Raw genomic sequence first — 19,170 nt, forward strand, 5'->3', positions numbered from 1 at the left:
CCCTACTCGCCAGTAGGCTACGCCTATGACCGACAGGTACGCGAGCTTCGTCCAGACGGGGGCCGGTCGCGCGCTGGTCAAGCGCCTCGGGCTGCCCGACCCGCCCCGACTGCGCCGGCACACGCCCGGTGACCCGCTCGTTCCCGGGCCGGTCCTGCTCGGCGCCTCGGCCGGCGGCCGGATCGCCGAGCCGGCCGGCAAGATCCTGACCGCCGCCGGGGTCGAGCTGGCCGATCCGGTCGCCGCGCACGACGCCGACCGCCGCTTCGCGGCCCTGGTGTACGACGCCAGCGGGATCACCGACTCCGCCGGGCTGCGCCAGCTCTACGACTTCTTCCACCCGCAGGCCCGGTCGCTGCTGCCCAGCGGCCGGGTGATCGTGCTGGGCACCCCGCCGGCCGAGTGCGGCTCTCCCCGGGAGGCTACCGCCCAGCGCGCGCTGGAGGGCCTGACCCGCAGCATCGGCAAGGAGTTCGGCCGGGGCGTGACCGCCCAGCTCGTCTACGTGACCCGCGAGGGTGACGCCGGCACGCCGGTGAGCCTGGAGGCCACGCTCCGGTTCCTGCTCTCCGGCCGCTCCGCGTACGTCTCGGGCCAGGTCGTACGCGTGGGCACCGGCACCGCGGTCGTGCCGGCCGACTGGGACCGGCCGTTGGACGGGCAGGTGGTGCTGGTGACCGGCGCGGCCCGGGGCATCGGCGCGGCGCTGGCGAAGGTGCTGGCCCGCGACGGCGCCCAGGTGGTGGCGCTGGACATCCCGGCGGCCGGGGACGAGCTGGCCGCTGTCGCCAACGAGATCGGCGGCAGCGCGGTGCAGCTCGACCTGACCGCGCCTGATGCGCCGACCCGGCTGGCGGAGCATCTGGCGTCCCGGCACGGCCGGGTCGACGTCGTGGTGCACAACGCGGGCATCACCCGGGACAAGACGCTGGGCCGGATGGACGCCGACCGGTGGGACTCGGTGATCGATGTGAACCTGTCCAGCCAGGAGCGGATCAACGACGTCCTGCTGGAGCGCGACCTGATCCCGGCCGGCGGCCGGATCGTGTCGGTCTCGTCGATCGCCGGGATCGCCGGCAACCGGGGGCAGACCAACTACGCGACGAGCAAGGCCGGCGTGATCGGCCTGGTCGACTCGCTCTCCCCGGTGCTGCGCGAGCGCGGGATCAGCCTGAACGCTGTCGCGCCGGGCTTCATCGAGACGCGGCTGACCGCGCGTATCCCGCTGACCATCCGCGAGGCGGGACGGCGGATGAACAGCATGGCGCAGGGCGGCCTGCCGGTGGACGTGGCCGAGACGATCGGCTGGCTCTCCTGGCCGGCGAGCGGCGCGGTGAGCGGCAACGTGGTCCGGGTCTGCGGCCAGAGTCTGCTGGGGGCGTGATGGCGAAGGACCACGAGGAGGACCTGACCCTGCACGACCTGATCGAGGGCCCCACCCGCGACCTGACCTCAGCCCGAGCCGCCGCCCTCGCCCAGACCAACGCCCGCCCGACCTCCGACGATCATGAGGTTGACGGCACTTCTGGAGATCCACAAGGCAGCCAACTTCATGATCGACCGAGCGAAGGGGCGGCGGGGCGGCGGCGGGTGGAGCTGGACGGGCTGCCTGCCAGTGGGGGGCTCTACCGGCGGGCGCTTCTGAGGGCGGTGCCCGGGGTCGGGGGGCGGCGCGGGACGGACGTGCCGGCGCTGGAACTCGCCGTCGGTGGGGTCGCGGTGGACCACGGGCATCTGGCGGACTACGACCGGGTGTGCGGGTTCCGGCTGACCGACCGGCTGCCGGCGACGTACCTGCACGTGCTCGGGTTCCCGCTGTCGCTGCGGCTGATGACGGGTCCGGGCTTCCCGATCCCGCTGACCGGCGTGGTGCACGTCGCCAACCGGATCACCGTGCACCGGCCGGTCGAGGTCGGCGAGCGCGTCGACTTCCACACGTACGCGGAGAACCTGCGCCCGCACGAGCGGGGCCGCCAGCTCGACGTGGTGCTGATCGGGTCGATCGGCGGCGAGGAGGTGTGGCGCGGCGTGTCCACGTACCTCGGGAAGGAGCGCGCCACGGGCGGCGGCCCGCGGCGCGACCGGGGTGACCGCCCGGCGCCGCCGGACTCCTCGGCGCGGTGGCGGGTGACGCCCCGGGTGGGTACGGACTACGCGCGCGTCTCCGGCGACCACAACCCGATCCACACCTCGAAGCTGGGCGCGCGGCTGTTCGGTTTCCCGCGCCCGATCGCGCACGGCATGTGGAGCAAGGCCCGCTGCCTGGCCGCGCTGGAGCCCCGGCTGCCCGAGGCGTACACCGTGGACGTGTCGTTCAAGCTGCCGGTGCCGCTGCCGTCGACTGTGGCGTTCAGCGCCTCGGCGGCGGGCGCGGGCTGGGACTTCGCGCTGCACAGCGCCCGGGACGGAAGGCCGCATCTGGCCGGCTCCGTGCGCTGAGTGAAAGAGGGGACTTGCCGTCCCCTCTTTTCGGCGCTAAGTTGTTCTCAGATTGAGTTGTTCTCAACCTGAGAGAGTGAGTGACCGTGAACGAGCAGGACTTCCTCGCCGAGTACGACCCCCGGGACTACCCGGCGGTCGCGGTCACCGTCGACGTGGTCGCGCTGACCATCCGCGAGGGCGCGCTGCACCTGCTGCTGATCCGGCGCGGCGCGCCGCCCTACGCGGGGCACTGGGCGCTGCCCGGCGGCTTCGTCCAGCCGGACGAGGACCTGGCCGCTGGCGCCCGGCGCGAGCTGGCCGAGGAGACCGGCCTCGGCGGCGAGCGGCTGCGCCGGGTGCACCTCGAACAGCTCGGCAGCTACGGCGCGCCCGACCGCGACCCGCGCATGCGGGTGGTCTCGGTCGCGCACCTGGCGTTCGCCCCCGACCTGCCCGACCCGGTCGCCGACACCGACGCCGACGAGGCGATCTGGCTGCCGGTCACCGCGCTCACCAGCCGGCAGCTCGCCTTCGACCACGGCCGGATCATCGACGACGGCCTGGAGCGCGCCCGCTCCAAGCTGGAGTACACGCCGCTGGCCACCCGGTTCCTCGCCCCCGAGTTCACGATCACCGAGCTGCGGGAGGTCTACGAGACGGTCTGGGGCCACCCGCTGCACGCCGGCAACTTCCACCGCAAGGTGCTCTCCGTGCCCGGCTTCGTGGAGAGCACCGGCGCCAGCACCGAACGCGGCGGCGCGCGCGGCGGCCCCCGGGCCAAGCTCTACCGCGCCGGAGACGCCCGGCTGCTGCACCCGGCGCTGCTGCGCCCCGCCCGGGAGGAGACGGTGCGGTGAGGACCGAGGAGGCGATCCGGCTGGTCACCGCCGCGCGCACCGACGCCGACCTGTTCGGCACGCAGGAGCCGGCCCGCCGCTACCGCGAGCTGGTCGGCGCGCTGCACCCCGACCGGCTGGGCGCGGCCGACCCGGGGGTACGCGCCGCCGCCGCCGACGCTCTCGTCACCGTCACCACCCGGTGGCGCACCCCCGCCCCGATGTACGCGGGCGACGTCGCCGACCTGCACGACCACGGGGACGGGCGGCTGCTCAAGGTGGCCCGGCACCCGGGCGACAACGACCTGATGGCCCGCGAGGCGCGCGCGTTGCGCCGGATCGCCGAGCACGGCGACGCCCGGCACCTCGCGTACGTGCCCCGGCTCGTCGACTCCTACCCGGCGCGTGACCCGTCGACCGGCGTGCAACGGCAGGTCAACGAGCTGGTGACGGTACCCGGGCTGCACAGCCTCGACGACGTGCGTCGCGCGTACCCGGACGGGCTGGACCCGCGCGACGCGGCCTGGATGTGGCGGCGGCTGCTGGTGGCGCTCGGCCTGGCCCACCGGGCCGGCGTGGTGCACGGCGCGGTGCTGCCCCGGCACGTGCTGATCGAGCCGGACGCGCACGGCGTGGTGCTCGTCGACTGGTGCTTCTCGGCCGAGCCGGGCGGGCTCGTGCCGGCGCTGGTGCCCGGCCACGAGGACTGGTATCCGCCGGAGGTCGCCGCGAAGCGGCAGTGCGGCCCGGGCACCGACATCGCGATGGCCGCCCGCTGCATGACCTGGCTGATGGGCGACCGCGCGCCGCGCGAGCTGCGCGCCTTCGCCGACGGCTGCCGGGGCACCGCGCTCGCCACCCGGCCGGACGACGCCTGGCGGCTGCTGCGCGAACTGGACGAGGTGCTGCACCGGCTGTACGGGCCGCGCACCTTCCGACCCTTCACCCTCAACCCGTAGGGAGGCTGCCATGGGCAGTGGAATCTGGTCCACCGACGTGTACGACGCCGCCGACCGTTACCGGCGCCGCACCGGCAAGAGCGCGTTCTCGTACAGCGACAGCGGCGCACGGAAGGTGCACCCGGCGCTCGACCCACGCGACGCGCTGCGGGAGAGCCGCGACTCCGCCGAGCACCCGCAGTCGACGCCGATCGCCGTGCTGTTCGACGTCACCGGCTCGATGGGGCACGTGCCCCGGGTGCTGCAGAGCAAGCTGCCGCAGCTGCTGGGCCTGCTGCTGCGCCAGGGGTACGCGAAGGACCCGCAGGTCATGTTCGGCGCGATCGGCGACGCCACCTGCGACCGGGTGCCGTTGCAGGTCGGGCAGTTCGAGTCCGACAACCGGATGGACGACGACCTCGGCCGGATCGTGCTGGAGGGCGGCGGTGGCGGCCAGATGATGGAGTCGTACGAGCTGGCGCTGTACTTCATGGCCCGGCACACGGCCACCGACAGCTGGGACAAGCGCGGCCGGCGCGGCTACCTGTTCATCATCGGCGACGAGCTGGCGTACCCGGCGGTGAAGACCGCGGAGGTGACCCGGCTGATCGGCGACGACCTGCGCGAGGACGTGCCGGTCCGGCAGATCGTGGACGAGGTGACCGCGCGCTGGGACACCTACTACCTGCTGCCCGCCGGCAGCCACTACGCGGGCAACCGCAAGGTGCTCGACTTCTGGCGCGGTCTGCTCGGGCAGAACGCGGTCGAGCTGGACGACCTGGACGCGGTCTGCGAGACGATCGCGCTCACCGTCGGCCTGGGCGAGCAGGCCATCGACCTGGACGCCGGGCTGCGCGACCTGGACCGGGCCGGCTCCACCGCCACCCGGACGGTGTCGAAGGCGCTGGCCCGGCTCGGCTCCGGCCGGCGCGCGGTGGCGACGCTGCCGTTCAGCCCGGCCGGCGGCGGAAGCGGGGTCACCCGGCTGTGAACCACGTGATGGTGGTCGACCTCGGCTACGGCGACGCCGGCAAGGGCACAGTGGTGGACCTGCTCTGCGCCACCCGGCAGGTCCACACGGTGGTCCGGTTCAACGGGGGCGCGCAGGCGGCGCACAACGTCGTCCTGCGCGACGGGAGGCACCACACGTTCGCGCAGTTCGGCGCCGGGACGTTCCGTCCGGGCGTACGGACGCACCTGGCGCGGCACGTGGTGGTGGACCCGCTGGCGCTGGCCGCCGAGGCCGACCACCTCGCGTCGGTCGGCGTGCCCGACGCGCTCGACCGTCTGACAGTGGACGGGGAGGCGCTGCTCGCCACCCCGTACCACCGGGCCGCCAACCGCGCCCGGGAGATCGCCCGGGGAGCCGACCGGCACGGCTCCTGCGGGCTCGGGGTGGGCGAGGCGGTCGCGTACGGCCTCGCCCACCCCGACGAGGCACCCCGGGTGGCGGACTGCCGCCGCCCGGCGGTGCTTCGCCGGCGGCTGACCGCGCTGCGCGACCGGCTCACCGCCGAGCTGGGACCACTGGACGCGCCGCCGGTGGAGGACTGCCTGCCCGCGTACGCGTCCTTCGCGCGCCGGGTGGCGATCGTCGACCGGACCTGGCTCGCGGGCGCGCTGCGCGAGGGCACCTGCGTGTTCGAGGGCGCGCAGGGGGTGCTGCTGGACGAGTGGCACGGCTTCCACCCGTACACGACGTGGAGCACCACGACGTTCGCCAACGCCGAGACGCTGCTCGCCGAGGCGGGCATGGCCGGGACCGCGCAGCGGCTCGGCGTGCTGCGGACGACCACCACCCGGCACGGTCCCGGGCCGCTGGTCACCGAGGACGCGGCGCTGCCGTTCACCGACCGGCACAACTCGGCGAATCCCTGGCAGGGCCGGTTCCGGTTCGGGCACTTCGACGCGGTCGCCCACCGGTACGCGCTGGAGGTGGCGGGCGGCGTGGACGGGCTGGCGCTCACCCACCTCGACCTGGCCGGTCCCGAGCTGCGGATCTGCCGCCGGTACGAGGACACCGACCGGCTCGTCCCCGGCCCGGCCGGTGACCTGGACCGGCAGGCCGCGCTCACCCGGCGGCTGCTGCGCGCCCGGCCGGTGCTGGACGAGGCGCCGGACGACTGGCCGGCCGCCGTCTCGGAGGCGCTGGGGGCGCCCGTGGTGCTCACCTCGCGCGGCCCCACGGCCGAGGCGAAGGAAGGGCCCCTGCTCGACGCCTTTTGCCTGAGAAGCGCCCCTGCCTGACACCGCACCACCGAGCATGGGTGCATGGGGGACGTGCTCGACCTGCTGCACCACACGGTGACGTCGCCGTGGGTGTATCTGCTGATCATCGCGGTCACCGCAGTCGACGCGTTCTTCCCGGCGGTACCGGGCGAGACGGTGGTGATCACGGCCGGCGTCTTCGCGGCGGGCGGCGAGCCGAACCTGGTGCTGGTGATCGTGACCGCCGCGTTCGGCGCGCTCCTCGGCGACCACATCTCGTATGCGATCGGGCGCGGCGGCGGCGCGCACCGGCTGGCCCGGTTCCCGGCGGACAGCAGGCGGCGGGCCAGCTCGGAGTGGGCCCGCCGGGCGGTCGACAGGCGCGGCGGGATGATCCTGACCACCGCCCGGTACGTCCCCGGCGGCCGGACCGCCGTCACGCTGACCATGGGTGCGGTCCGCTACCCGGCGCGCACGTTCCTGCTCTACGACGGCCTGGCGTGTACCACCTGGGGGATCTACTGCGGGCTGCTCGGCTACTTCGGCGGCTTGGCGTTCGAGCACAACCCGCTGTCCGGGCTGCTCGCCGGCGTCGCCATCTCGCTGGCCGTCACCGGCCTGTTCGAGGCCGTCCGCTGGGGCCGTCGGCGGGCCCGCCGGCGGGCCGCCGCCCGCCGCTGACCGGCGTCACGCCACCGGCGGATGCCAGCTCACGCCGCGCAGCAACTGGTCGGCGCCGAGCCAGGCCACGTTCATCATCCGGGTCGCGGTCTTGCCGGCGTCGGCCTCCGGGTGGTCGGCGAGCCAGTCGGCGAGCGACTCGCTGGCGCCGACGAGCGCGTACGAGACCACCTCCAGGTCGGTGGCGCCGACCTCGCGGCCGGAGGCGCGCAGCGCGTGGTCGAGCATCCCGGCGACCACCTCGACCAGCCGGCCCCGCATGGCGGCCAGTTCGGCGGCGAACGGCTGGGAGCCGCGGGCCTGCCGGTAGAGCACCGCCCAGCCGTCCCGGTGTGCGCCGACGAAGCCGAAGAACGCGCGCAGCCCGCGCCAGAGCCGCTCGTCGGCGGGCAGGTCGGGGGCGGCGGCGCCGGCGATCGCCTCCATCATCCGGGTGCTCTCCCGGTGCAGGCAGGCGATGAAGAGTTCCTCCTTGGTGCCGAGGTAGGCGTACACCATGGGCTTGGAGATGCCGGCGTCGTCGGCGATCTCGTCCATGCTGGCGGCGTGGAAGCCGCGGCGGGAGAACACCTTCACCGCCGCGTCGAGCATCTGCTGCTCGCGTACGGCTCGAGGGAGGCGCTTGAAGGTCGGCGTGCTGGACACCCTTGCGAGCATACCTACCCGTGCGTAAGGTTACGCCAGAGTAACCAAAGTCGGCTCCGCCCGAGAGGTGCAATCCCCCATGACTGACTTCGACCCGGCCAACTTCGCGAACGTGGGCCCGAAGGAGTTCGCGCAGCTGGTCAAGACCACGCCGGACGCCAAGATCGCCGAGATCATGTCGGGCGAGGCGCGCGGCAAGATCCTCAGCGAGGTCTTCAACCGGATGCCCACGCTGTTCCGCGCCGACCGCGCCGGCTCCACCAACGCGGTCATCCACTGGAACATCACCGGCCGCCCGGACGGTGGCACCGACACCTACGAGATCGTCATCGAGAACGGCACCTGCACCGCCTCGGAGACCGCGACCCGCGACCCGAAGCTGAGCCTCACCATGGGCCCGGTCGAGTTCCTGAAGATCGTCTCGGGTGGCGCCAACCCGGTGATGATGTTCATGACCGGCAAGCTGAAGGCCAAGGGCGACCTGGGTCTGGCCGCCAACATCGCCAACCTGTTCGACATCCCCAAGGCCTGACATGACCGAGTTCTCGCTAGACCTGAACGAGGAACAGCGGGACCTTCGCGACTGGGTGCACGGCTTCGCAGCCGAGGTCGTGCGCCCGGCCGCGGCCGAGTGGGACGCCCGGGAGGAGACTCCCTGGCCGATCATCCAGGAGGCCGCGAAGGTCGGCCTGTACGGGTTCGAGTTCCTCGCCACCTGCTGGGCCGACCCCACCGGCCTCTCCCTGCCGATCGCCAGCGAGGAACTCTTCTGGGGTGACGCCGGCATCGGCCTGAGCATCTTCGGCACCTCCCTCGCGGTCGCCGCGATCTACGGTGCCGGCACCCCCGACCAGCTCGTCGAGTGGGTGCCGCAGTGCTTCGGCGACGTCGACTCCCCGGCCGTCGCCGCGTTCTGCACGAGCGAGCCGGAAGCCGGCTCCGACGTCGGCTCGATGCGTACCCGCGCCGTCTACGACGAGGCCACCGACGAGTGGGTGCTCAACGGGCAGAAGGCGTACGCCACCAACGGCGGCATCGCCGGGGTGCACGTGGTCACCGCCTCGATCGAGCCCGAACTGGGCTCACGCGGGCAGGCCGCGTTCGTCGTACCCCCGGGCACGCCCGGCCTGACCGCCACCCGCAAGCTGCGCAAGCTCGGGCTGCGGGCCTCGCACACCGCCGACGTCTTCCTCGACGACGTCCGGGTGCCGGGCCGCTGCCTGCTCGGCGGCAAGGACGCGCTCGACGAGCGGCTGGCCCGCGCCCGGTCCGGGCAGCGCGCCTCCGGCCAGGCGGCGATGCGGACGTTCGAGCTGTCCCGCCCGACGGTCGGCGCGCAGGCGCTCGGCGTGGCCCGCGCCGCCTACGAGTACGCCCTGGACTACGCCAAGGAGCGGGTCCAGTTCGGACGGCCGATCATCTCCAACCAGGCGGTCGCGTTCGCGCTCGCCGACATGAAGATGGAGATCGACGCGGCCCGGCTGCTGGTCTGGCGCGCCTCCTGGATGGGCCGCAACAACCGGCCGTTCACCGCCGGCGAGGGCTCGATGTCCAAGCTCAAGGCCGGTGAGGTGGCCGTCGCGGTGACCGACAAGGCGGTCCAGCTCCTCGGCGGCGCCGGCTTCCTGCGCGACCACCCGGTCGAGCGGTGGTACCGCGACGCCAAGATCTACACCATCTTCGAGGGCACCTCCGAGATCCAGCGGCTGGTCATCTCCCGGGCCATCTCCGGGATGCAGATCCGCTGACCGCCGGCGGGCCGCGGCCCGACCCGTGACGACGCCTCGCGCCGTCGCGGGCCGGGCCGCCGCTCCCGGGCCGACCCGAACCGCGATCGGGCACAAGATCATGCCGAACCGGACGGCCGACCGTCCGGAGCCTGGTCGACGAACCACGAACGCGAAGGAGTTGCGCCTTGGACCTGCCGTTCATCGCCGCCACGCTGACCCGACGTGGACTGCTCACCCCGGGCGGACCGATCCGCGTGGTCTCCCAGCTCAACGCGCTGCGCCGGTGGGGCTGGAGCCTCGCCGGGGAGCTGCGCCAGGCCGCCGCCCGCGACCCCGGCCGCATCGCCGTCGTCGACGAGCGCGGCGCAACCATGACGTACCAGGAACTGCTCGACCGCTCCGAGCGGCTGGCCCGGTCGCTGCGGTCCCACCTCGGCGTGCAGACCGGCGACCGGGTGGGTGTGCTCTGCCGCAACCACCACGGCCTGATCGAGGCGATAGTGGCCGCGATGCTGCTCGGCGCGGACGCCGTCCTGGTCAACACCGGGCTGTCCGCCGCGCAACTGGTGACGGTGGCCGAGGAACAGGGCCTGCGCGCCCTCGTGCACGACGGCGAGTTCACCGAGCGCGTCCTCGGTCTCCCGGCCGAGCTGCACCGGGTCGACGAGCGGCGACAGGAGGAGCTGATCGCCGCCGCCGTCCCGGGCGAGAACCTCCAGCCCCCGGAGCGCGACGGGCGCACCATAGTGCTCACCTCCGGCACCACCGGCGCGCCCAAGGGCGCCCGCCGGCCCACCCCGCACGGCTTCGGCCCGCTGGTGTCCATCATCGACCGCATCCCGCTGCACGCGAAGAACACCGTGATGATCGCCGCGCCGATCTTCCACACCTGGGGGTACGCCGCGCTCCAGGTCTCGTTCGCGCTGCGCGCCACAGTCGTACTGCACCGGCGCTTCGACCCGGCCGCCACGCTCGCCGCACTCGTCGACCAGCGGTGCGACGCGATGTTCGCCGTACCGGTGATGCTGCAACGGCTGATGGAGGTGGCGCCGCCGCAGCCCCTGCCGCCGCTCAAGGTTGTCGCGGTCAGCGGATCCGCGCTGCCCGGCAACCTGGCCGTCGCCTTCATGGACCGCTACGGCGACGTGCTCTACAACCTGTACGGCTCGACCGAGGTCTCCTGGGCCTCCATCGCCGGCCCACGTGAGCTGCGCGCCGCGCCCACCACCGCCGGCCGGCCGCCGCACGGCACCCGGCTGGCCATCCTCGACGAGAACGGCCGGCCGGTCCGCGACGGTGAGGTCGGGCGGATCTTCGTGGGCAACGAGATGCTGTTCGAGGGCTACACCTCGGGCGCCGGCCGGGAGAGCCGCGACGGTCTGCTGGACACCGGCGACCTGGGCCGGCTCAACGCCGACGGTCTGCTCTTCGTCGACGGCCGCGCCGACGACATGATCGTTTCCGGTGGCGAGAACGTCTTCCCGTCCGAGGTCGAGGACCTGATCGCCCGGCTGCCGCAGGTCCGCGAGGTCGCCGTGATCGGTGTGCCGGACCCCGACTACGGCCAGCGGCTGGCCGCGTTCCTGGCGCTGCGCACCGGCGAGACGCTCGACCCGGAGGCGGTCCGCGAGTACGTCCGGCGCTACCTGGCCCGCTTCTCCGTGCCCCGCGACGTGGTGTTCGTCAAGTACCTGCCGCGCAACGCCACCGGCAAGGTACTCAGCCGGGAGCTGCGCCGCTACTTCGACTGATCCACATCGGTCAGACAGCTCGGGCCTCCCGGTGCTACCGTCTCCCCCGATCGAACGGGGAGACGGGGAGCACCACAATGGACCGACTTCGGCGGCGTACCGCGCTCGGCCTCCTCGTCGGCGGCGCGTCCGCCGCCGCCCTCGGCCCGCTCGACCCGGTCTTCGGCGGCCGGCCCGGCGACTCACCCAACCGGTTGCCGATCCCGCCGATCCCGCCGGTCTCGCCGGTCGAGCGGGAGAACCGCGCCCCCGGTGAGCCGTGGTGGCCGGAAGACGACGGCCGGGCCGCCGACGACCGGCGGCGCCAGATCCAGGGGTACGCGTCGACGACGAGCGTCGCCCCCGGCGAGGAGATCGAGTTCCACGTCGCGGTCAACCCGGCCGGACGGTTCCGGATCAGCGTGCACCGCCTCGGCTGGTACGGCGGCGCGGGCGCCCGCACGATGCTGACCAGCCCCGAGCTGCGCGGCGTGCCGCATCCGGTGCCGATCGCCGACCCCGACACCGGCGTCCTCGACTGCCGGTGGCCGGTGTCCTGGCGGCTGCCCGTCCCGCACGGCTGGCCCTCCGGCCTCTACCAGGCGGTCTTCACCTCGGCCGACGGCTGGCGGGCCTGCACGCCGTTCGTGGTGCGCGACGACCGGCGCCCGGCCGCGCTGTGCGTGGTGCTGCCGGTGACCACCTGGCAGGCGTACAACCAGTGGCCGCGCGACCGGCGGGTCGGCAAGAGCCTGTACGGCGGCTACCGGCCCGACGGGCGGCGCGACCCCGAGCTGAGGGCCCGCGCTGTCACGTTCGACCGTCCCTACTCCGGTGCCGGCCGGCCCTTCCACTTCGACCGCGACGAGGCCGCGATCCGGTGGCTGGAACGCAACCTGTACGACGTCAGCTACGCCACCAGCTTCGACCTGCACTCCGGCCGGCTCGATCCGGCCCGGTACCGGGGCCTGGTCTTCTGCGGGCACGACGAGTACTGGTCGGCCGAGATGCGCCGGGCCACCGAGGTCGGGCTGGCCGGGGGCACCAGCCTGGCGTTCCTCGGCGCTAACAGCGTCTACTGGCACGCCCGCATCCACCCCGCCGCCGACGGCCGCCCCGAGCGGGTCGTCGAGTGCGCCAAGACCGATCCCAGCCGGGGTGCCGACGGCAGCGACCCGACGTTGACCTGGCGCAGCCTCGACCAGCCGGAACAGGCGCTGCTCGGCGTGCAGTACAACGGCATCGTGCTGACCCCGCAGCCGCTCGTGGTGCGCGCCGCCGACCATTGGGTGTGGGCCGGCACCGGCGTCGCCGACGGCGACCGCATCCCGGGGGTGATCGCGGGCGAGGCGGACGGGGTGCACGCCGCCCTACCCCGGCCCGCCGGGACCACGCTCAGCTCGTCGCCGTACCCGGCCCAGCAGGGCGGGCGGCGGGTCCAGAACAGCCACGTCCACGAGACGGCACGCGGCGCTGTGGTCTTCGCCAGCGGCACGCTCGGCTGGACCCTGGCACTGGACCGGCAGGGGCACCGTGACCCGCGCATCGAGCGGGCCACGGCGAACGTGCTCAACCGGATGGCCGGCCGCCGCCCCGGCTCGGTCAGCCCGGGATCGTGACCCGGCCGTCCACCGCCGCCGAAGCGATGTCGGTGCGGTGGTGGGAACCGACCAGCTCGACCTCGCGTACCAGCTCGTAGGCGGCGTCGCGCGCGGCGGCCAGGTCCGGCCCGGTCGCCGTACCGCAGAGGACCCGGCCACCGGCGGACCGCAACGTGCCGTCGGCGTCCCGGCGCGTGCCGGCGTGGATGATCCCGGCGCGGTCCGCGCCGGTGATCACGTCACCGGTACGCGGGCCCGCCGGGTAGCCCTCGGCCGCCACCACGACTGTGACCGCCGCGCCGTCGCGCCAGCGCAGCGGCGGGTGCGCGCCCAGCGTGCCGGTGGCGGCGGCGTGCAGCAGCCCGCCCAGCGGCGTCTCCAGCAGGGCGAGCACGACCTGCGTCTCCGGGTCGCCGAAGCGCGCGTTGAACTCGATCACGCGCGGGCCGGACGGGGTGATCGCCAGGCCCACGTAGAGCAGGCCGGCGAACGGGGTGCCCCGGCGGCGCAGCTCCGCCAGCGTCGGGTGCACCACGTCGCGCATCACGTCGTCCACCAGGCCGGGCGGGGCCCACGGCAGCGGCGTGTACGCGCCCATCCCGCCGGTGTTCGGCCCGGTGTCGCCGTCACCGATGCGCTTGAAGTCCTGCGCGGGCAGCAGCGGCACGGCCGCCTCGCCGTCGGTGACCACGAACAGGGAGACCTCGGGGCCGGACAGGTACTCCTCGATCACCACCCGGCCGCACTCCGCGGCGTGCCGCTCGGCCTCGGCCCGGTCGTCGGTGACCACCACACCCTTGCCGGCGGCGAGCCCGTCGTCCTTCACCACGTACGGCGCGCCGAACTCGTCGAGCGCGCGCGCCACCGCAGCCGCGTCCTCGCAGGTGTACGCGCGGGCGGTCGGCACCGCCGCGGCGGTCATCACGTCCTTCGCGAACGTCTTCGAGCCCTCCAGCCGGGCCGCCTCCGCGCTCGGGCCGAACACCGCGATGCCCTTGGCGCGTACCGCGTCGGCGACGCCCGCCACCAGCGGCGCCTCCGGCCCGATGACCACCAGGTCGGCCGCGACCTCGACGGCGAGGGCCGCCACGGCTGCCGGGTCGGTGGGTGTCACCTCCCGCAGCTGCGCCACCGCCGCGATCCCCGGATTCCCCGGAGCCGCGAACAGCGCCTCGACGGCCGGATCCCCGGCGAGTCCGAGCGCGAGAGCGTGCTCCCGCCCACCACCACCCACAAGAAGTACGCGCACGACCGGCATCCTACTGACCACCCCACCCCACCCCGTCGATCAAGGAGTTTGCGTCTCAGATTGAGGGGGGTCGGGTCCGCAAACTCCTTGATCACCGGCGCATCAGGGCGTGTTTGACCGTCTGGGGGATGTAATCGGGGCGCACCGTGTCGGACCAGGTGAAGCGGAGGATCCGCCAGCCCGCGTTGACCAGGCGGTTCTGCCGGAAGCGGTCCGCGTAGACGGCCTGGGGCGTCAGGTGCGGGGCCCGGCCGTCCGCCTCCGCGATCAGGCGCGCGCCCCGCCAGGCCAGATCCCCGATGCCGAGCAGGTAACCGTCCTCGTCCCGTACCGGCAGTTGCAGAACGTCCGGCGGCACGCCACCGTCGACGCACCGGAGCCGGGCGCGGGTCTCCAGGGGCGACTGGGCTCGGCCGTCGGCCTCGGCCAGGTATCCCCGTGCGGCGACTGCCCCGCGGCGTCCGGTGAGGTACGCGAGCACCAGGGACAGGTCACTCTCGGCCAGGATCCCCTGGTTGAGCGCGGAGTCGAGGACACACACCGCCGGGTAGCGCCGGGCGCGTAGCAACACGTCGGCGACGGTGCGCGCCGGTGTGGTGACCGGTACATCGCCGGCCCGGCACACGTCCGCGTCGGCGAGCGTCAACTGGTGCACCGTCAGGCCCGGCTCCGCTCGGCGCTGCACGTGCGGTCGATCCGGCGGCACCGAGACGTGGATCGCCGCCGTCGATGGAAGGCCGGCGATGCCGTGCAGTTCCGCGGCGGTACCCAGCACGGCGACCGCGCCCTGCCCGAGGCTCGCGATCGTGGCGCGGATGATGGCACGTCGCAGCGCTACCGGCGCGGGCCCGGCCGGGGAGGGCAGGTAGCAGCCGCGCGAGACGCGGGTCCATCGCCCGGACCGGACGAGATACCGGATCTGCTCCCGGCCGAGGCCCAGGCGCAACGCCTGCCCCGCCGTCACGAACCCGCCCTGCGTGGCGGCCAGCCACTTCAGCTCGTCGAATTCACCCACACGCGCAGGCTCCCCCGCGCCGCCCCACAGCCGACACCCCTGTGGACAACCCTGTGGACAACCACCCTCCACAGCCCGTCCCGCCTCCACCCGCCCCGGCGCCCGCCCCGGCGCTCGCCCCGGTGCCCGCCCCGGTGATCAAGGAGTTTGTGTCCGGATCCGACGCCGAACTGGACACAAACTCCTTGATCACCGGAGTGGGAGCCGGAGGGGCGGGGGGGGTCCCTATGGGTTTCGTCAAGCGGGGACGGGGCTGGTGGGGCGGGGTTGGTAGGGGATCTTGTCGCGGAGCATGGCGAACAGGACGTCGCAGCGGCGGCGGGCGAGGCAGATGAGGGCGGCGTTGTGGCGTTTGCCTTCGGCTCGTTTGCGGTCGTAGTAGGCGCGGCTGGTGGGGTCGGCGAGGGCGGCGAACGCGGCGAGGAAGAAGGCGCGTTTGAGGTTCTTGTTGCCGCCGCGGGGTGGGTGTTCGCCGCGGATGCTGCTGCCGGATCGTCGGGTGACGGGGGCGAGGCCGGCGTAGGCGGCGAGGTGGCCGGGGGTGGGGAAGGCGGTGCCGTCGCCGACTTCGAGCAGGATCCGGGCTGCGGTCCTGACGCCGATGCCGGGCATCGAGGTCAGGACCGGGGCGAGAGGGTGCGCATCAAGCATCCTCTCGACCTCGCCGGCGGTCTGGTCGCGTTGTCGCAGGACATCGCGGAGGCTGTCAGCCAGGCGGGGCAGGATCGTCTCCGCAGCCTGGGTGCCCGGGACGGTGACGGTCTGCTCGTCGAGGGCGGTCAGGATCTGCTCGACCAGGCGTTCGCCCATGCGGGGTGCGTGGACGGCGGCGATCGAGACAAGTTTGCGGCGACCGGCCTTGCGCAGTCCGACGGGGCCGCCGCAGCGCGACAGCAGCTCCAGGACCGCCTTGTGGTGAATCTTAGGGCCGAGGACCCGTTCCAGAGCGGGATGGATCTGGGTGAGCAGCCCACGGATCCGGTTGGACACGCGGGTGGCTTCGCCGGCGAGATCGTCATCGAACCCGACCAGCACCTCCAGCTCCGCGAGGGCTTCATCGCCGACGTCGACCCGCCGCAGCGTGTGGGGCAGGGTGCGGGCCGCGTCAGCGATGACGTAGGCGTCACGGGCGTCTGTCTTCGCGGTGCCGGGATGCAGGTCGGCGATGCGGCGCATGGCCAGGCCGGGCAGGTAGGCCACCTGATGCCCACACGCCCGAGCCACCGCCACGGGCAGGGCGCCGATCGAGGCGGGCTGGTCGACCACCACCAGCACCCGACCGTGGCGGGCGAGCTTGCCGAATAGCTGCCTCAGCCGGACCTCGGTGTTCGGCAACGCCGCGTCATGCAGCCGCTTGCCATCGGGCGCCAACCCGACCGCATGGTGATCGCCCTTACCGACGTCCAAGCCGAGGTAGACGCCGTATCCGTCGTGCACCAGACCCGCCTCCACGCATCGTCCGTGGCCTCGGCCGCTGATCCAGGCGTCGGACTGCCGGCAGCCACGTTACGAAGAGACCTACCCCAACACGGGTGGCCGTGTCCCTATCAGCGGTCCACCGACGCCACCCGACCCGGCGACAACACCCCCCGGATCATCCGAACGACAGGGGCAGGAAGTCATACCGGGCCGGGCGACCGAGGAGTCCCCGGCTGGGGACGATCAAAAAGGTAACGGGGAGGGGGTACCGCGCGGGGGGTTAGGGGAGGAGGGGGTGGCGGAGGACGTTTTCTTCTCGGCCTGGGCCTACGCCTACCACGCTCACCCGGGTGCCGGTCAGCTCCTCGATGCGGGCGATGTAGCGGCGGGCGTTCTCCGGGAGCTCGTCCTCGGTCCGCGCCTTGGTGATGTCCTCCCACCAGCCGTCGAGCTCTTCGTAGATCGGCGTGGCGTGGTGGAAGTCGGTCTGCGTCATCGGCATGTCGTCGAAGCGCTCGCCGTTGATCTCGTACCCGACGCAGATCGGCACCTTGGCCAGGCCGGTCAGCACGTCCAGCTTGGTGACCACCAGGTCGGTGACGCCGTTGAGGCGGCACGCGTACCGGGCCACCACGGCGTCGAACCAGCCGCAGCGGCGCTCCCGGCCGGTGGTGGTGCCGTACTCGTGGCCGACCTTGCGCAGGTGCTGCCCGTTGTCGTCGAACAGCTCGGTGGGGAACGGGCCGGAGCCCACCCGCGTCGTGTACGCCTTGCTCACCGCGATGACCTTGGTGATCGCGGTCGGCGGGATGCCCGCGCCCACGCACGCCCCGCCGGCCGTCGGGTTCGACGAGGTCACGAACGGGTAGGTGCCGTGGTCCATGTCGAGCATGGTGGCCTGGGCGCCCTCCAGCAGCACGGTCTCGCCGCGGTCGAGCGCGTCCCAGAGCATCACCCGCGTCTCGGCGATGTACGGGCGCAGCCGCTCGGCGTACTGGAGGTACTCCTCGACGGTCTCCTCGACGTCGATCGCCTTGCGGTTGTAGATCTTGAACAGCAGCTGGTTCTTCTCGCGGAGCGCCAGTTCCAGCTTCTTGCGCAGGATGCCCGGGTCGAGCAGGTCCTGGAGCCGGATGCCCATCCGGGCGACCTTGTCGCCGTACGCGGGGCCGATGCCCCGGCCGGTGGTGCCGATCCGGGAGCTGCCCAGGTAGCGCTCGACCACCCGGTCCAGCGCCCGGTGGTGCGGCATGATCAGGTGCGCGTCGCCGGAGATGCGCAGGCGGGACACGTCCACGCCGCGCTCGGCGAGCCCGTCGATCTCCTGGAGCAGCACCTTCGGGTCGACCACCACGCCGTTGCCGATCACGATCATCGCGCTCGGTGACAGCGCCCCGGACGGCATGAGGTGCAGCGCGTACTTCTGGCCGTCCGGCGTGATCACCGTGTGGCCTGCGTTGTTGCCGCCGGAGTAGCGCACGACGTAGTCGACCCGCTCACCCAGCAGGTCGGTAACCTTGCCCTTGCCCTCGTCGCCCCACTGGGCGCCGAGCAGCACGATCGCTGGCATCTTCTCGCCTCCAGAAGGCTCGGGTGCCAGGTGGCGACCGGTCAGCGAGCCCGGGGTGTCAGGCTAACAAGTAGTGACGGCGGGACCAGCAGGGGTTGGTCGGAAAGCGGGAGGCTCCTTCGTGTACGACGTGGTGCTGCTCACCCTCGGCTCGGAGCGGGACGCTCCCGGTGGTGGCTGCGGCAGCGGCGGCGCCTGCTGCGGCGGCGCGGAAGACACCTCCGCGGGGACCGGCGAGGAGCGCTGCGAGACGCCGCGCGTACCGGTGCTGGCCTGCGCGGACGAGCTGACCGCCCGGGGTGCCCGGGTGACCACCGTGACCGCCCGGTCGGACTCCGAGATCGACGAGGTGCTGGCCCGCCTCGACGGTCCGCCGCGCGCCGACGGCCTCACCTGGCCGGACTCCGACGGCAAGACCCGGCTGATCGTCGCCACTGCCAGTGACGGTCAGTTGCGCGCCGTCCTGCGCCGGCTGGTCCGCCGGTACGCTCCGCCGCCGAGTCGCCGCCCCGCGGACCTGGCCGACAACCGCACGGTGCCCGATCTGCCCCCGGTCGGCGTACTCCCGCTCGATCCGGCCCGGTCCGGGACGGCGCGGGACCTGGCCGCGCAGCTCGGGCTGCCCCGGGATCCGGCGGGCGTGGCCGCCGCGGTGCTCGACGGCACCGCCCGGCGGCTGGACCTGCTGCGCAACGACGGCGGCTCGGTGACGCTCGACGGGGCGCTGCTCGGCGCCGCCGACGACGCCGGCCGACCGCTGCACTGGCGGGCCCGGGTCGAGGTCGACGGCACGGTGCTCAGCGACGGCTCCGAGCCGATCACCGCGTGCGCGATCGGCAACGCGGGCGGGTACGCGCGCCTGGGCGAGGTCGACCTGCTGGGCGGTCCGGATCCGGCCGACGGGCGGGTGACGGTGGGCGTCGCCGTACCGGTGGTGACCCGGTCGGCGTTGGGCCGGAAGAAGGTCCGGCTGGAGGTGCGCCGGGCGCGGGGCCGCGCGGTGGCCGTGGTGCCCCGCGACGAGAAGGTGCCCTTCCTCGACGACGGCGTCGAGGGCGAGCTGAACCGCAAGCGCTCCTGGTGGACCGAGCCGGGCGCCTGGGCGGTCTGGACGGGCTGACCTCGGT

General features: G+C 73.5%; 17 protein-coding genes. 12 read left to right on the forward strand and 5 right to left on the reverse strand.

Translation table 11 applies throughout. The features are described from left to right. Positions 1-25 precede the first annotated feature (25 nt). The 7 genes from ACN27C_RS07530 (at position 26) to ACN27C_RS07560 (ending at position 7,084) form a co-directional block, all read left to right on the forward strand. Entirely contained in the window at positions 26-1,384 is a 1,359-nt protein-coding gene (locus ACN27C_RS07530; protein WP_422750796.1) for a 3-oxoacyl-ACP reductase, read from the forward strand. Continuing rightward, a complete protein-coding gene (locus ACN27C_RS07535; RefSeq protein WP_422751591.1) occupies positions 1,384-2,439 on the forward strand; it encodes a MaoC/PaaZ C-terminal domain-containing protein in 1,056 nt (351 codons plus the stop codon). Before ACN27C_RS07530 ends, ACN27C_RS07535 begins: the two co-directional genes overlap by 1 nt. An 80-nt stretch (positions 2,440-2,519) precedes the next feature. Then, on the forward strand, positions 2,520-3,278 hold the full coding sequence (locus tag ACN27C_RS07540) for an NUDIX hydrolase (RefSeq protein WP_422750797.1): 759 nt from the start codon (positions 2,520-2,522) through the stop codon (positions 3,276-3,278). Continuing rightward, a complete protein-coding gene (locus ACN27C_RS07545) occupies positions 3,275-4,216 on the forward strand; it encodes a serine/threonine protein kinase (RefSeq protein ID WP_121684964.1) in 942 nt (313 codons plus the stop codon). Before ACN27C_RS07540 ends, ACN27C_RS07545 begins: the two co-directional genes overlap by 4 nt. Before the next feature lie 10 nt (positions 4,217-4,226). Further along, on the forward strand, positions 4,227-5,186 hold the full coding sequence (locus ACN27C_RS07550; protein WP_030273387.1) for a hypothetical protein: 960 nt from the start codon (positions 4,227-4,229) through the stop codon (positions 5,184-5,186). Further along, complete coding sequence (locus tag ACN27C_RS07555) at positions 5,183-6,442, forward strand: adenylosuccinate synthetase (protein WP_422750798.1); 1,260 nt, start codon at positions 5,183-5,185, stop codon at positions 6,440-6,442. Before ACN27C_RS07550 ends, ACN27C_RS07555 begins: the two co-directional genes overlap by 4 nt. A 24-nt stretch (positions 6,443-6,466) precedes the next feature. Then, positions 6,467-7,084 carry a DedA family protein gene (locus ACN27C_RS07560; protein WP_120572349.1) on the forward strand — a complete coding sequence of 206 codons (618 nt, stop codon included), beginning with the start codon at positions 6,467-6,469 and terminating at the stop codon, positions 7,082-7,084. Positions 7,085-7,090: 6 nt separating this feature from the next. On the opposite strand, the gene ACN27C_RS07565 is transcribed toward ACN27C_RS07560, so the two are convergent. Then, positions 7,091-7,729 carry a TetR/AcrR family transcriptional regulator gene (locus tag ACN27C_RS07565; RefSeq protein WP_175438589.1) on the reverse strand — a complete coding sequence of 213 codons (639 nt, stop codon included), beginning with the start codon at positions 7,727-7,729 and terminating at the stop codon, positions 7,091-7,093. A gap of 79 nt (positions 7,730-7,808) precedes the next feature. On the opposite strand from ACN27C_RS07565, the gene ACN27C_RS07570 reads away from it, so the two are divergent. From ACN27C_RS07570 to ACN27C_RS07585, 4 genes are all read left to right on the forward strand, one after another. Next, the gene (locus ACN27C_RS07570; protein WP_302904735.1) at positions 7,809-8,261 is read left to right on the forward strand and encodes an SCP2 sterol-binding domain-containing protein; all 453 of its coding nucleotides are present in this window, start codon (positions 7,809-7,811) and stop codon (positions 8,259-8,261) included. Position 8,262: 1 nt separating this feature from the next. Then, on the forward strand, positions 8,263-9,477 hold the full coding sequence (locus tag ACN27C_RS07575) for an acyl-CoA dehydrogenase family protein (protein ID WP_422750799.1): 1,215 nt from the start codon (positions 8,263-8,265) through the stop codon (positions 9,475-9,477). A 167-nt stretch (positions 9,478-9,644) separates the two neighbouring features. Further along, positions 9,645-11,210, forward strand: a complete 1,566-nt coding sequence (locus ACN27C_RS07580; protein ID WP_422750800.1) for an AMP-binding protein — start codon at positions 9,645-9,647, stop codon at positions 11,208-11,210. A gap of 77 nt (positions 11,211-11,287) precedes the next feature. Further along, positions 11,288-12,808: a N,N-dimethylformamidase beta subunit family domain-containing protein gene (locus tag ACN27C_RS07585; protein ID WP_422750801.1), complete on the forward strand. Its 1,521-nt coding sequence runs from the start codon at positions 11,288-11,290 to the stop codon at positions 12,806-12,808. Here ACN27C_RS07585 and purD read toward each other — a convergent pair. The 4 genes from purD to ACN27C_RS07605 all read right to left on the reverse strand — a co-directional run bounded on the left by purD (position 12,792) and on the right by ACN27C_RS07605 (position 18,043). After that, on the reverse strand, positions 12,792-14,039 hold the full coding sequence (gene purD, locus ACN27C_RS07590; RefSeq protein WP_422750802.1) for a phosphoribosylamine--glycine ligase: 1,248 nt from the start codon (positions 14,037-14,039) through the stop codon (positions 12,792-12,794). The genes ACN27C_RS07585 and purD overlap by 17 nt on opposite strands. A 91-nt stretch (positions 14,040-14,130) precedes the next feature. Continuing rightward, on the reverse strand, positions 14,131-15,054 hold the full coding sequence (locus ACN27C_RS07595) for a type IV toxin-antitoxin system AbiEi family antitoxin domain-containing protein (protein ID WP_422750803.1): 924 nt from the start codon (positions 15,052-15,054) through the stop codon (positions 14,131-14,133). 237 nt (positions 15,055-15,291) lie between these two features. Then, complete coding sequence (locus ACN27C_RS07600) at positions 15,292-16,491, reverse strand: IS110 family transposase (protein ID WP_230651872.1); 1,200 nt, start codon at positions 16,489-16,491, stop codon at positions 15,292-15,294. Positions 16,492-16,753: 262 nt separating this feature from the next. After that, a complete protein-coding gene (locus ACN27C_RS07605; RefSeq protein WP_120572356.1) occupies positions 16,754-18,043 on the reverse strand; it encodes an adenylosuccinate synthase in 1,290 nt (429 codons plus the stop codon). Between the two features lie 121 nt (positions 18,044-18,164). On the opposite strand from ACN27C_RS07605, the gene ACN27C_RS07610 reads away from it, so the two are divergent. Next, positions 18,165-19,163 (forward strand): diacylglycerol kinase family protein, encoded by a 999-nt coding sequence (locus ACN27C_RS07610; RefSeq protein ID WP_357898284.1) that lies wholly within the window; start codon positions 18,165-18,167, stop codon positions 19,161-19,163. Positions 19,164-19,170: the final 7 nt, after the last annotated feature.

Source organism: Micromonospora sp. WMMD1219 (assembly GCF_049315215.1).
Classification (GTDB): domain Bacteria; phylum Actinomycetota; class Actinomycetes; order Mycobacteriales; family Micromonosporaceae; genus Micromonospora; species Micromonospora tulbaghiae.

Bases quoted from the DNA above. Each gene is read 5' to 3' on its own strand.
- ACN27C_RS07550 (WP_030273387.1), top strand. From the start codon at position 4,227: ATGGGCAGTGGAATCTGGTCCACCGACGTGTACGACGCCGCCGACCGT.
- ACN27C_RS07585 (WP_422750801.1), top strand. From the start codon at position 11,288: ATGGACCGACTTCGGCGGCGTACCGCGCTCGGCCTCCTCGTCGGCGGC.
- ACN27C_RS07535 (WP_422751591.1), top strand. From the start codon at position 1,384: ATGGCGAAGGACCACGAGGAGGACCTGACCCTGCACGACCTGATCGAG.
- ACN27C_RS07605 (WP_120572356.1), bottom strand. From the start codon at position 18,043: ATGCCAGCGATCGTGCTGCTCGGCGCCCAGTGGGGCGACGAGGGCAAG.
- ACN27C_RS07530 (WP_422750796.1), top strand. From the start codon at position 26: ATGACCGACAGGTACGCGAGCTTCGTCCAGACGGGGGCCGGTCGCGCG.
- ACN27C_RS07560 (WP_120572349.1), top strand. From the start codon at position 6,467: ATGGGGGACGTGCTCGACCTGCTGCACCACACGGTGACGTCGCCGTGG.
- ACN27C_RS07570 (WP_302904735.1), top strand. From the start codon at position 7,809: ATGACTGACTTCGACCCGGCCAACTTCGCGAACGTGGGCCCGAAGGAG.
- ACN27C_RS07575 (WP_422750799.1), top strand. From the start codon at position 8,263: ATGACCGAGTTCTCGCTAGACCTGAACGAGGAACAGCGGGACCTTCGC.